Annotated in this window: 11 protein-coding genes and 1 tRNA gene; 7 read left to right on the forward strand and 5 right to left on the reverse strand. The window is 61.1% G+C overall.

The window, feature by feature from the left end; translation table 11 throughout:
• The 4 genes from dapE to ACH2CW_RS11385 all read left to right on the forward strand — a co-directional run bounded on the left by dapE (nucleotide 1) and on the right by ACH2CW_RS11385 (nucleotide 4,736).
• Nucleotides 1-1,200: a succinyl-diaminopimelate desuccinylase gene (dapE, locus tag ACH2CW_RS11370; RefSeq protein ID WP_395058148.1), complete on the forward strand. Its 1,200-nt coding sequence runs from the start codon at nucleotides 1-3 to the stop codon at nucleotides 1,198-1,200.
• On the forward strand, nucleotides 1,197-2,087 hold the full coding sequence (prmB, locus tag ACH2CW_RS11375) for a 50S ribosomal protein L3 N(5)-glutamine methyltransferase (RefSeq protein WP_395058150.1): 891 nt from the start codon (nucleotides 1,197-1,199) through the stop codon (nucleotides 2,085-2,087). Before dapE ends, prmB begins: the two co-directional genes overlap by 4 nt.
• A 65-nt stretch (nucleotides 2,088-2,152) precedes the next feature.
• Nucleotides 2,153-4,174 (forward strand): ABC-F family ATP-binding cassette domain-containing protein, encoded by a 2,022-nt coding sequence (locus ACH2CW_RS11380; RefSeq protein WP_395058152.1) that lies wholly within the window; start codon nucleotides 2,153-2,155, stop codon nucleotides 4,172-4,174.
• Between the two features lie 58 nt (nucleotides 4,175-4,232).
• Nucleotides 4,233-4,736 carry a hypothetical protein gene (locus ACH2CW_RS11385; protein WP_395058154.1) on the forward strand — a complete coding sequence of 168 codons (504 nt, stop codon included), beginning with the start codon at nucleotides 4,233-4,235 and terminating at the stop codon, nucleotides 4,734-4,736.
• 91 nt (nucleotides 4,737-4,827) lie between these two features.
• Here the strand turns inward: ACH2CW_RS11385 and ACH2CW_RS11390 are convergent, their stop codons facing one another.
• From ACH2CW_RS11390 to ACH2CW_RS11405, 4 genes are read right to left on the reverse strand one after another with little or no spacing between them, the layout of a single operon-like run.
• Nucleotides 4,828-5,919: an NAD(P)H-dependent flavin oxidoreductase gene (locus ACH2CW_RS11390; RefSeq protein ID WP_395058156.1), complete on the reverse strand. Its 1,092-nt coding sequence runs from the start codon at nucleotides 5,917-5,919 to the stop codon at nucleotides 4,828-4,830.
• Entirely contained in the window at nucleotides 5,919-6,902 is a 984-nt protein-coding gene (locus tag ACH2CW_RS11395; protein WP_395058158.1) for a tripartite tricarboxylate transporter substrate binding protein, read from the reverse strand. Before ACH2CW_RS11395 ends, ACH2CW_RS11390 begins: the two co-directional genes overlap by 1 nt.
• Nucleotides 6,903-6,957: 55 nt before the next feature.
• Nucleotides 6,958-8,118 carry an acyl-CoA dehydrogenase family protein gene (locus ACH2CW_RS11400; protein ID WP_395058160.1) on the reverse strand — a complete coding sequence of 387 codons (1,161 nt, stop codon included), beginning with the start codon at nucleotides 8,116-8,118 and terminating at the stop codon, nucleotides 6,958-6,960.
• A gap of 25 nt (nucleotides 8,119-8,143) precedes the next feature.
• Nucleotides 8,144-8,953 carry an IclR family transcriptional regulator gene (locus tag ACH2CW_RS11405; RefSeq protein WP_395058162.1) on the reverse strand — a complete coding sequence of 270 codons (810 nt, stop codon included), beginning with the start codon at nucleotides 8,951-8,953 and terminating at the stop codon, nucleotides 8,144-8,146.
• Nucleotides 8,954-9,123: 170 nt separating this feature from the next.
• On the opposite strand from ACH2CW_RS11405, the gene ACH2CW_RS11410 reads away from it, so the two are divergent.
• Genes ACH2CW_RS11410 through ACH2CW_RS11420 form a run of 3 tightly spaced genes read left to right on the forward strand, consistent with a single transcriptional unit; the run spans nucleotide 9,124 to nucleotide 12,556 of the window.
• Nucleotides 9,124-10,338, forward strand: a complete 1,215-nt coding sequence (locus ACH2CW_RS11410) for a CaiB/BaiF CoA transferase family protein (RefSeq protein ID WP_395058164.1) — start codon at nucleotides 9,124-9,126, stop codon at nucleotides 10,336-10,338.
• A 30-nt stretch (nucleotides 10,339-10,368) separates the two neighbouring features.
• Entirely contained in the window at nucleotides 10,369-11,388 is a 1,020-nt protein-coding gene (locus ACH2CW_RS11415; RefSeq protein WP_395058166.1) for a YhdH/YhfP family quinone oxidoreductase, read from the forward strand.
• A 22-nt stretch (nucleotides 11,389-11,410) separates the two neighbouring features.
• Nucleotides 11,411-12,556 carry a CaiB/BaiF CoA transferase family protein gene (locus ACH2CW_RS11420; protein ID WP_395058168.1) on the forward strand — a complete coding sequence of 382 codons (1,146 nt, stop codon included), beginning with the start codon at nucleotides 11,411-11,413 and terminating at the stop codon, nucleotides 12,554-12,556.
• Nucleotides 12,557-12,605: 49 nt separating this feature from the next.
• Here the strand turns inward: ACH2CW_RS11420 and ACH2CW_RS11425 are convergent.
• Nucleotides 12,606-12,681, reverse strand: a tRNA-Lys gene (locus ACH2CW_RS11425).
• Nucleotides 12,682-12,730 lie beyond the last annotated feature (49 nt).

The raw sequence follows: 12,730 nt of genomic DNA on the forward strand, positions 1-12,730 counted from the left end.
ATGTCCAGAACGCTGCAGCTCGCTGAGCAACTGATTTCGCGTCCCTCCGTCACGCCCGACGACGCAGGCTGCCAGGCCATCCTTGCTGCCCGCCTGGCGCCGCTCGGCTTTCAATGCGAAACCATCGTCAGCGGACCGGATCACTTCCGCGTCACCAATCTATGGGCGAAATTCAAGGGTTTTGGAGATCCAGCCCATGCCGGACAAGGCTCATCAGCTACTGATTCGATAGCAAAAGCACCCCGGACGCTGGTTTTTGCCGGCCATACCGACGTGGTGCCAACCGGCCCGCTGGAGCAATGGACCAGTCCGCCTTTTTCGCCGAGCCACCGCGATGGTGTGTTGTACGGCCGCGGTGCCGCCGACATGAAGACCTCTATCGCGGCCATGGTGGTTGCCGTCGAAGAGTTCCTGGCGGCCCACCCGCAGCCGAATTTATCCATCGCCTTCCTGATCACCAGCGACGAGGAAGGCCCGTCGGTGGATGGCACGGCCGTGGTCGTGCAGCAGCTCAAGGCGCGCGGCGAGGTGCTGGACTACTGCATCGTCGGCGAACCGACGTCGGTGGACCAGCTTGGCGACATGATCAAGAACGGCCGGCGCGGCACGCTCAGCGGCAAGCTGACGGTCAAGGGTGTGCAGGGCCACATCGCCTACCCGCACCTTGCCAACAACCCGATCCACCGCTTTGCCCCTGCACTGGCCGAACTGGTCGCCACCGAATGGGACAAGGGCAACCAATTTTTCCCGGCCACCAGTTGGCAGGTGTCGAATGTGCATGGCGGCACCGGCGCGTCCAACATCATTCCGGGTGAACTGGTGGTGGACTTCAACTTCCGCTTTTCGACCGAATCGACGGCCGACAGCCTGAAAACCCGGCTGGAAGCCATTTTGCAGAAACACCAGCTCGACTACGCGCTGAAGTGGACGCTGGGCGGCCAGGCCTTTCTGACCACGCCGGGCGAACTGGTGCAGGCGGTCAGCGAGTCCATCAAAGCCGAGACCGGCTTAGTCACTGAACTGTCCACGACCGGCGGCACCAGCGACGGGCGTTTTATCGCCAGCATCTGCCCGCAACTGATCGAGTTCGGGCCGATCAACGCGTCCATCCACAAAATTGATGAACATGTGCTTGTCAGCGCATTGGACCCGCTGAAAAACATCTACAAGGGCGTGATGGAGCGCCTGGCCGCCCTGTGAGCGCCGCGCAGCCGACCACCGTCATCGCGCTGGTTGAACACTGGGCCGACCGGCTGGAAGCAGCCGGCCTGACCCTGGCCGACGGCTTTGGCCAGGGCACACTGACCGCGTTTGACGAAGCCGCCTGGCTGGTGTTGTGGTCGCTGGGCCTGCCGCTGGATGAGCTCGATGAAGAAGAAAATACGCCTGTCACTCCCGCCGATGCGGCAAAGGTTGCCAGGCTTCTGGAAGCACGCATCAGCACCCGTAAGCCGGCCGCCTACCTGACACGCGAAGCCTGGCTGCAGGGTGTGCCGTTTTATGTCGATGAACGCGCGATCATCCCGCGCTCGCTGATTGCCGAGCTGCTAGTTGATGAAAGCATTGATCCCTGGCTCAATGAAACCACCCACCGCGTGCTGGATTTATGCACCGGCAACGGAAGTCTGGCGATCCTGGCGGCCATGGCATACCCGGAGGTGGCGGTGGACGCCGCCGACATCAGCGCCGACGCGCTGGCCGTGGCGAAGATCAATATCGATGTGCACGAGCTGCAGCAGCGCATCACGCTGATTGGATCTGACGGCTTGGCGGCCTGCCCCGGCCCGTATGACCTGATTTTGTGCAATCCGCCCTATGTGAATGCGGCCACCATGGCCGCCCTGCCGGCCGAGTTCCGGGCCGAACCAGCCCTTGCGCTGGCCGGCGGTGAAGACGGGATGGACTTCATCAGAAGCCTTTTTCTAAACGCCGCCGCGCATATGAGCGAAAATGCTGTTTTGGTGCTGGAAATCGGCAACGAGCGCGAGAATTTTGAGCGTGCCTTTCCCGAGCTGGAACCCCTGTGGTTCGAGACCAGCGCAGGCCCTGACCAGGTTTTACTGCTCACGCGCCAGCAACTGGCCTGAGTTTGGCCTGAAACCTGCGTAATGGCTCTCACGGCTGTGAATGCCGAACAATTTGTCTGTTTGAAATGATTACCCTTAAAAATGTGGTGCTGCGTCGCGGCGCCAAAGTGATTCTCGACAGCGCGTCTGTCAGCATGAACCCCGGAGAAAAAATCGGCCTGGTGGGTCGCAACGGTGCGGGCAAGTCCTCGCTGTTTGCGATGCTCAATGGCACGCTGCACGAAGACGGCGGCGAGTTTTACATTCCCGCCCAATGGCGCATGGCGCAGGTCGCCCAGGACATGCCCGAGACCGAACAAAGCGCCACCGACTACGTGATCGAGGGCGACGTGGTGCTGCTGGCCGCGCAGGCCGAGGTCACCGCCTCTGAAGACAGTGGCGACGGCGACCGCATGGCCCATGCCTACATGGAGCTGTACGACGCCGGCGCGCACGATGCGCAGGCACGCGCGCAGGCGCTGATTTTGGGCCTGGGTTTCAAGGTCAGCGAGCTCGACAACCCGGTCAACAGCTTTTCCGGCGGCTGGCGCATGCGGCTGCAACTGGCGCGCGCGCTGATGTGCCCGTCCGACCTGCTGCTGCTCGATGAGCCGACCAACCACCTGGACCTGGACGCCCTGGTCTGGCTGGAAGCCTGGCTGCAGCGTTACCAGGGCACCATGCTGGTTATCAGCCATGACCGCGAGTTTCTCGACGCGGTGACCGACGTCACCGTGCACATCGAACGCGCCAAACTCACGCGTTACGGCGGCAACTACAGCAAGTTTGAAGACCTGCGCGCCGAGCAGATGGCGCTGCAGCAGGGTGCGTATTCCAAGCAACAGGACAAGATCGCCCACCTGCAGAAATTCATTGCGCGTTTCAAGGCCAAGGCCAGCAAGGCCAAACAGGCACAAAGCCGGGTCAAGGCGCTGGACCGCATGGAGAAAATCGCGCCGCTGTTGGCCGAGGCCGATTTCACCTTTGAGTTCAAGGAACCGGCGAACCTGCCCAACCCCATGTTGTCGATGCAGAACGCCTACTTCGGCTACCCCGCACCAGAAGACGCGCCGGCCGACACGCCGCCCACCGTCATCGTGCAAAACGTCAGCAAGTCGGTGCTGGCCGGCCAGCGCATCGGTATTCTGGGCGCCAACGGACAGGGCAAATCAACACTGGTCAAAACCGTGGCGCGTGCTCTCGCCCCCATCAGTGGCGACATGACCGAAGGCAAAGGCCTGAACATCGGCTACTTCGCGCAGCAGGAGCTCGACGTGTTACGCCCCGCCGACAACCCGCTGGAGCACATGATCCGGCTGGTCAAGGAAGTCACCGCTGCGGGGAAAATGGGCAACCAGCCGACACGCGAACAGGACTTGCGCAGTTTCCTGGGCAACTTCAACTTCAGCGGCGACATGGTCAAACAGTCCGTGGGCAGCATGAGTGGTGGCGAAAAAGCCCGCCTCGTGCTCTGCATGATCGTCTGGCAACGCCCCAACCTGCTGCTGCTCGATGAGCCGACCAACCACCTGGACCTGGCCACGCGCGAGGCGCTGTCGATGGCGCTCAACGAGTTTGAAGGCACCGTCATGCTGGTCAGCCACGACCGGGCGTTGCTGCGCGCGGTCTGTGACGAATTCTGGATGGTGTCCCAAGGCGGTGTCGCGCCGTTTGACGGCGACCTGGACGACTACCAGAAATACTTGCTCGACTATGCCAAGCGCCAGCGCGAGGACGCCAAAAAGGCGGCCAATACCCCCACACCGGCTGCAGCCGCTATCAAAACAGTAGCTTCCAGCGCCCAACCGACAGGAGCTGCAGGTGCATTTGATGCCAAAAAACCGGCTGACAAAAAGCAGGAGGCCCAGCGCCGCCAGCAGCAGTCCGACAACACCAAGCCGCTGCGTAAAGAGCTGGAAAAAACCGACACCCGCATGGCAGCCCTGAACGCCGAGCGCGACAGCCTGCAGGCCAGCCTGGCAAAAACAAGCGCCCCGGCGGAAATGGCGCAATCGGGAAAACGCCTGAAGGCCATAGAAGCCGAACTGGTGACGCTGGAAGAGCGCTGGCTGGAACTGACCGAGCAGATCGAAACCGCCACCGCCTGACAAGCACTTGGGTGGGTGGCCCTACCTCTGGCCGGTATTTCGCGCTAAAGTGGTTTTCATGCCCACCGCCCTTCAAATGGCTGCCGATGACGCGGCCCTCGCCGCAGCCGTTACCCGCAGCCGAAAATTGTTGCACAAACGCGCCGTGGTCGCCGCGGCCGCCAGCGCCGTGCCGGTACCCGGCCTGGACTGGGCCGTCGATGCGGCCATGCTGTCTCGGCTGATTCCCGAGATCAACAAGGAGTTTGGTCTAACGCCGCAGCAACTCGACCAGCTTGACCCGACAAAACGCGATCAGGTCCAGAAGGCCGTCACCATGGTCGGCTCGGTGCTGATCGGCAAGCTCATCTCCAGAGATCTGATCCTCAAGGCAGCCACCAAAATCGGCATGCGCCTGACCACCAAACAGCTCGCCAAGTACGTGCCCTTCGCCGGCCAGATCGTCGCCGCCACCGTCGGTTATGCAGCGATCCGTTACCTCGGTGAGGAGCACATGAAGGACTGCATCCGGGTGGCGCAGCAGGCCCAGCTGGAGGTGCCGCTGCTCGGCTATTCGGGCTGACGCTGCAACACCCCCAGGCGTACCGCCGCGTTCGGCAAATGGCAGCATGCAAACGCCCGAAGGCAAACACCGTGGCAGCAGAGGCGCAATATCACGTAGTGAAGCGACCGAGACGGGTCCAGGCAGCGTCCATGTCGCCGGTCAACGCAGAGAACTGCGCCGCCACCGTTGTCTCTCCCCGAATCGCGAACACGCTCTGGCCGGCTGCTTCGTAAACCAGTCGGGCATCGTCGTGCTCGTGGATGGAGGCGAAAACGTCTCCAGTCAGCAATTGCTGCAACGGCATCTCCAGAGGTTCGGGTGCGCCTGGCTCTGACCAGGCGTCGATCCAATCGCTGCGCACCACCCGGCAAGGTTTGCCACTGTGTGCTCGCGTGATGACGGTGTCTTCGCTGCCACTGGCCACGAGCCTTGCCATCAAGGCTGGCGTCGTGTGATTTTCCCGTGCTGCCATCCATAAGGTACCCAGCCAGGCGCCTTGTGCTCCCATCGCTATGGTGCCAAGCACCTGGGCCCCGGTGGCGATGCCGCCGGCAGCCAGCACGGGCGCATCGCCTGCAACCGCCAGAATCTGCGGCAGCAACGACATGGTACCTACCAGGCCGGTATGTCCCCCTGCGTCGTACCCCTGGGCGACCAGGACTTCGGCCCCCATGTCCAGAGCCTTTCGCGCGTGACGCACAGAGCCCACCAGCGAAAAAGTCAGCATGCCACGAGCCTTGGCCTGCGCGATCAGCTCAGGCCGCAACCCGATAGCTGTGGCCACCCCTCGGGCATTCGATGCCAATACAGCTTTGATCTGTTCCTCAAACAAGGCCTCTGTGCGAACCTGCGTGGTGAAAAAGCTCGGCCTGACCGGCGGCTTTATGTTGAATCGGTTGCGCAAGCCCTGCACAAACTCCACCTGGCCAGCTGGCAAAGAAGTGCTTTGAAGTTCCCGGCTCGTCGCCGGGGGCATGTTGGCGGGTAACATCAAATCGAGGCCGTACGGCATGGCGCCCATGCGCTTTTTCACCTGGGAAAGTATCCGAGCGATCTCGTGCGGCATCTCGCGCGCCAGACCCAGTACAGGAAAGCCGCCTGCGCGTGCGATTTCCACGGCCACATCCACCGAATGCGAAAAACCAAAAATCGGGTACTCGATCCCCAATCTGTCGCAAATCGGCGTGCGGATTTTGGGCATCACTGCCCCTCTATGCCCGCCTGCTTGATCACCCTGCTCCACTTCGTGAATTCGAGTCCGACAAAAGCATCGAACTCGGTTGGCGATTGTGGAGCCAGTTCCATCCCGAGCGCATCGAATTTGACCTTGACATCCGGCAGGGTCAGTATTTCAGCAACGTCTGTAGACAACTTGCGGGCGATCGCATCGGGTGTCTTGACCGGAGCCACCAGACCAAACCACGTGCCGACTTCATAACCAGGCAGCTTGGCCGCTTCGGCAAGAGTAGGCAGGTCAGGTAACACTGTGGAGCGCTTTGCGGTAGTCACGGCAAGAGGCCGCAGCTTTCCGGCCTTGACATGCGGTACGGCAAGTGCCGCGGTCAGCGGCATCATCGTGACGCGGCCCGACAGAAGGTCGTTCATTGCGTCGGGCTGTCCCTTGTACGGTACGTGTGTCAGTTTGATGCTCGCCATCTGCGCGAGCAGTTCTCCAGCGAGGTGATTGGAGGTTCCGACCCCGGCGGTCGCATAGGTCAGCGGCGTCGGGCTTTTTTTCGCCAGATCCACCAGTTCGGACATGGTCTTGGCAGGTACATCCGGGTGAACAACAAAGACGTTGGGGATGAACCCGAAACCCCCAATGGCGCGGAAATCGCGAACGGGATTCCAGGTCACGCCCCTGGTAAGGCTGGGCGCAACAGCATGGCTCGGGCTGACCAACAGCAGCGTGTAGCCGTCGGCGGGCGCTTTGGCCACGAAGTCAGTTCCGATGGCACCGCCTGCCCCCGCCTTGTTCTCCACGATCACCGGCTGGCCATACTTGACAGAAAGTTTCTCCCCGATGAGGCGTGCAACCGAGTCCACTACGCCGCCAGCCGAGAACGGTACAACGATACGTAGCGGCCTGGCAGGGTAGGCGTCGCCCTGGGCCCATGCTGGCGCAGCCGCAATGAGAGACAGTGCGCCGAGGCTGGCAGCGGTCAGGTTTCGCAAGGTTTTCATGTATGTCTCCATTCTGGTTTGGTGGATATCCGGCACGCCGGACATGGGGTTGATTTCAGGCGTCGTGTGCTGCCAGTGCCATGGTGCGTTTGGCAATATTGAGCAGGTGGATCTGGCTGGTGCCTTCGTACAGGCGGAACAACCGGACATCGCGATAGAAACGCTCGGCGACGTTGTCGGCGATATAACCGCCTCCGCCGAATACCTGTACCGCGCGATCGGCGACGCGACCACACATTTCAGAGGCGAACAGCTTGCACATCGACGCTTCCATGGTGACGTCATGCCCGTCATCACGCTTGCGCGCCGTTTCGAGCAGCAGCGCACGAGCCGCGTGAACCTCGACGTTGCTCTCTGCAATCATCTGTTGTACCAACTGAAAATCGCCGATGGGCTGTCCGAACTGACGGCGCGAGCTGGCGCGGCGGATCATCTCGTCCACCAAACGGATGGCCGGTCCGATGCACAGTCCAGCGAGATTGATACGCTGCTTGTTGAGCGCTTTCATTGCGGTACGGAAGCCTTGCCCGGTCACGCCCCCAATAACAGCGCTTGCGGGGACCCGGCATCGGTCGAGTACCACCTCGCCTACGGGAGAGCCATGCTGGCCCATCTTCCGGTAAGCAGCCGGAGTGGACAGCCCGGCAGTACCGCGTTCGATCAGGAAAGCGGTAATGCCCGCTGCCCCTCTGGCCTGCGTATCGGTTCGCGCAAAAACAGTAAACAGGTCTGCCAGCGGGGCATTGGTGATGTAGCACTTGGTTCCGGTGATGACGTAGTCATCACCTTCGCGCACAGCAAGCGTTTTTTGCGCGGTTGCGTCGGATCCGGCTTCAGCTTCGGTCAAAGCGAAGCAGCCCGTGACCTTGCCGCTGGCCAACAAGGGCAGGTACTTCTCCTTCTGTTGCGGCGTCCCATCGACCACCAGCGATTCGGAAGCGATGCCGGTATTTCCGCCAAAACGCGCTCTGAAAGCGGTAGCCACCTGCGACACTTCGATGTTCACGAGGGAAAGCTCCTCGCTGCTTAACCCGGCGCCGCCATATTCTTCAGGAATACTGTGACCAAACAGGCCCATCTGGCGCATGCGCTCCACGAGCAGTTCCGGAATCTGGTCGCTTTGATCCACCTCTTGTTCAACCGGCGCGCATTCCGTACGCACGAACCGGCGTACGTCTGCCAGTAGCGCAGAAAAGTGTTCGGCATTGCGAATCATGGTGATGCTTTCATTGGTGAAGGTCTCAGCGAAGGCCTTGGGCGGCCTCAAGTTGTCGCACGGTATCCATCAGATGCGGCACGACATCGCGCACCAGCTTGTCCTTGGGCATGCGATAGGCCGCCAGGGTGCAGTTCATGGCCACAGGCGCTTCGCGCGGAGGCACCCGCACTGGCACGGCGACCGCATAGACGTCTTTTTGCCAGTCGCCGCGCGAATAGCAGTACCCTTCCGCCGCAAAGAGCTGCTGATCGGCCTCCCAGGACTGCCGGTGCAAGTCGAACAGGGCCTTGTCATGCACTTTCAGATGATTGAGGATGGCCGTGCGCTCCGCGGGCGCACAAGCCAGGATGAGCGCACGCCCAATGGCGCTTGGCAGCAGAGGCCGGGTACTGCCGATGTCTGGCAAATGCCGGTTGGCAGCATCAACGCGAACCGTATCGATATAAACGACCTCGGCGCGGTCGCGCATGCCCAGGTTTACAGTACAGCCTGTCTTGAGCGCCAACTGCTCAAGCAGCGGGCGTGCGGCCTGGCGCACGGACATGCTGGCAAGCAGCGGATGCCCGAGTGAGAGCACGCCCGTGCCCAGCCGGTATTTCTGGAGGGCAACATCCCGGCTCAGATAGCCGAGCAGCGTGAGCGTATAGGTCAGGCGCGATACCGTGGGCTTCGGCAGCCCAGTGCGATCAGAAATCTCGCGATTGCCAAGCATGGGATCGGCAGCACTGAACGCCCGGAGCACATCAAGGCCGCGCGCCAGGTTCATCGAGAACTGGCGGTCAGTCGATAGGTCGTGCGGGTTGACCAATCCAGGTAAAGCGAGGGCAGTCATGTTCCGGGGCTTGGGTGTCTTGGTGGCCATAATTAGTCTTGGGAGAAGGGAAGTCAATCAATTGAGCCGGATGTTTCGCTGTGCGAAATAGTCATTGTGGTGGCGTCCCGGTTCTGGCAAAACAGCCGCTTCGCAGTGGCTACAGGCCGTAGCCGATCAAAGGGCATCCATTGAACAAGAATTCACCTTCCTCCCCCGGCTCGCTCGCCGGAGTGCGCATCCTTGACATGGCCACGGTACTGGCAGCTCCGATGGGCGCGACCCTGTGCGCCGACCATGGTGCAGAAGTGGTCAAGCTGGAGCTGCCGGACGGCAGTGATGCATTGCGCACCTTGCAGCCGGTAAAGGACGGGATGGCCTTGTGGTGGAAGATCGCCAATCGTGGCAAACGCGGCATTACGCTGGACGTGCGCAAACCTCGCGGCCGTGAGATTTTTCTCTCGATGTTGCCGCACTTCGATGTCCTGGTCGAAAACTTCCGCACTGGAACCATGGACCGCTGGGGCCTGGACATCGAAACGCTGCATCACGCCAACCCGCGCTTGATTGTGTTGAGGCTCACCGGTTTCGGTCAGACAGGACCCTACAGGGAACGACCTGGATTTGCACGAATTTTCGAGGCCATGAGTGGGTTCACGAACCTCACTGGTGCGGAAGGTGGTTCGCCGCTGCACAGCAACTTCCCAGTGGGTGACGCAGTGGCCGGGCTCTTTTGCGCGTTTTCCATTGCGGCGGAAGTAGCCCGACTGCGAGGTAACCCGCAAGCCAAAGGCGCCGAGGTTGACCTCGCAGCAACCGAGGCGCTGTTCCGCCTGCTGGATCCACTGCCTGTGGAACACGAACAATTGGGTCAGGTCAGAACACCCGTTGGAAACTGTGCGAGCTATACCGCGCCCTCCAATATGTACAGAAGTGCAGATGGAATTTACTTCTCGCTCGTGGCGTCGTCGGACGCGATATTTGTGAGGCTTTGCCATGCGATCGGCCAACCCGAATGGGCGGAGGATGCGCGCTTCAAGACCAATCCTTCGCGGGTGGTGAACGTGCGTGAGCTGGACGCTGGACTCGCAGCATGGTTTGCGGCCCATGACTACGCAAACATAGCTCCAACGCTCGAGGCTTCCAGCATTCCCTTCAGCAAGATCTACACCATTGCTGACATCGAACAGGATGCGCACTACCTCGCTCGCAATGCGATCGTGCGCTTGGCTGATCCTGACTACGGCACCCTGCCTGCGCCCTGCATCGTGCCACGTATTGTTGGCCGCGACATGCCGATTCCGCGTACCGGCCCCTCTGTGGGCGAACACAATGCGGAGGTCTATGCACAACACGGGATTGACGCGTTTGAACTCGCACGGCTGCGCGAGGCGAAAGTGATTTGAGCGTGTCAATGAACCCGGGATCAAGCTGTCATGCAAACATTCAATACCCTCTTGCCACCCGACTTTTTGGCCTTGCGGACACATCTGGTCGGCGACCACAGCGATAGCAGGATCGAACGCTTGCGCCTGGATGACCTGTCGCCAGGCGATGTTGTGATCCGCACCCGCTATGCAGGAGTGAACTACAAGGACTGCCTCTCGCTTCACAGCCAGGCCAGGATCATCACATCGTTTCCGCGCGTCGCCGGGATCGAACTGATGGGTGAGGTCGTTGAATCGTCAACGCCCGATTTTCAGCATGGGCAGCCAGTTTTGGTACATGGATTTCAGACGGGTATCGCATTCGACGGCGGATTTTCTGAGTACGTCCGCGTGCCTGCCGTCCACGTTCAGGCATTGCCGGAGAACCTGACACCGCACGAGGCTGCTGTGCTTGGAGTTCCGGGTTTTACCGCAGCGATGGCGCTGGAGCGGTTCGAGGATCATGGCTTGACGCCTGCGGCCGGAACAGTGGCGGTGAGCGGTGCTGGGGGCGCAGTGGGGCTCGTGGCTATTGCGATCCTCGCCCGGGCAGGCTATCGCGTAGCGGCAATCACGCGGCGCATGGAACAAGCCGGAAGTCTTTTGGCGGCCGGTGCAACGGAAGTCGTGGACGCCGCCGTGCTGGGCCAGGCACAGCGCCCCCTCGAGAGGGCGCGGTTTGCAGCTGCCATCGACAACGTCGGTGGCCCGATGCTGTCGTGGCTGCTGCGTTCCATGCAGGATGGGGGAAGCGTCGCCTCGGTCGGAAACGCCAGCGGCAACACCTTTGAAGGTAGTGTCTTGCCATTCGTGATGCGGCGGGTGCAGCTGTTCGGCGTCGTGGCCAACGCACCCTGGCCGCAACGCCGCAGGCTCTGGGCTCGTCTCGGTGGCGACCTGAAGCCGAACTTCGCCACGCTGATGCCACACGTGCAGCATATCGGCTTGCACGATTTGATGGCGCATACCGCCCGGCAACTGGAAGGCTCCACGTCCGGTCGGGCCCTCTTGACCTTCGATGATCAGTGATGCTGCGCCAAGGAGACTCGATATGGGGCCGTTGAAAGGCGTGAAAGTCCTTGAGATCGAGGCCATGGGACCGGTACCGTGGGCTGCCATGATGCTTTCGGACATGGGCGCTGATGTGCTGCGGCTTGATCGGCCGGTAGCACCTGACATCGGGGTGGTCCGCGACAAGAAGTTCCAGTTCACGGAAAGGGGCCGGCGGTCCGTGATCGCCAACCTGAAGGACCCCGCTGGCGCAAAAGCCGCGCTCGCACTCGTGTCCAAGGCCGATGTTTTGCTGGAGGGCATGCGTCCAGGTGTCATGGAGCGGCTGGGCTTGGGACCCGAGCAATGCCTGGCAATCAATCCCGCCCTGATATATGGACGGATGACGGGGTGGGGCCAAACCGGCCCTTTGGCTCACGCGGTAGGCCATGACATCAATTACATCGCGGTAGCCGGTGTACTGCACGCGATTGGAACTGCAGATACACCCGTGCCACCGCTCAACCTGGTCGGTGACTACGGAGGCGGCGGCATGCTGCTGGCCTTGGGAGTGATGGCGGCGTTGATCGAAACGAAGGCCAGTGGCCACGGCCAGGTGGTCGACGCTGCAATGATCGACGGATCGATGTCAATGATGGCTGCCGTGTTGGGGCGACATGCAGCCGGCGAATGGAAAGATCAGCGCCAAAGCAACATGCTTGACGGCGGCGCACATTTCTACGGCATTTATGCCACCAGCGATGGCAAACATGTGGCTGTTGGCGCTATTGAGCCGCATTTCTACAAAGCGTTGCTGGCGGGACTTGGGCTGGACGACCAAGAACTGCCCGCTCAGCATGACCAGCAGGCGTGGCCGGCGTTACGACTCAAGTTCGCGGCGATTTTTTGCCAGAACACCCGTGACCACTGGTGCACGGTTTTTGAAGGCACCGAGGCATGCGTATCACCCGTCCTTTCCCTGACCGAAATTGCCGCCCATCCTCATAATGCACACCGAAGGAGCTTTGTGGATATCGGTGGGATCATGCATCCTGCACCCTCACCGCGTTTTTCCAGAACACCTGGCCGGATCGCTGGTCCGCCAGTAGACCGCGGCTTCGGCGGTGCCGGGGCTCTGGTCGATTGGGGGTTTGAAATCGGCGATCCCGAACTTGCGGGTCTGTCGTGTCGCAGTGCAAGCCCATGACTTGGCAAGAAAAAAGCGCCTGACTTTCCAGTCAGGCGCTTTCAAATTCTGGTGGGGCCTGCGGGGGTCGAACCCACGACAAACGGATTAAAAGTCCGCTGCTCTACCAACTGAGCTAAGGCCCCGAGGGGCATCTTTCGATACTTCCCGGTCTTTGCTGCATCGTGTGCAGCA

It is taken from the genome of Polaromonas sp. (assembly GCF_043778355.1).
Classification (GTDB): Bacteria; Pseudomonadota; Gammaproteobacteria; order Burkholderiales; family Burkholderiaceae_C; genus Polaromonas.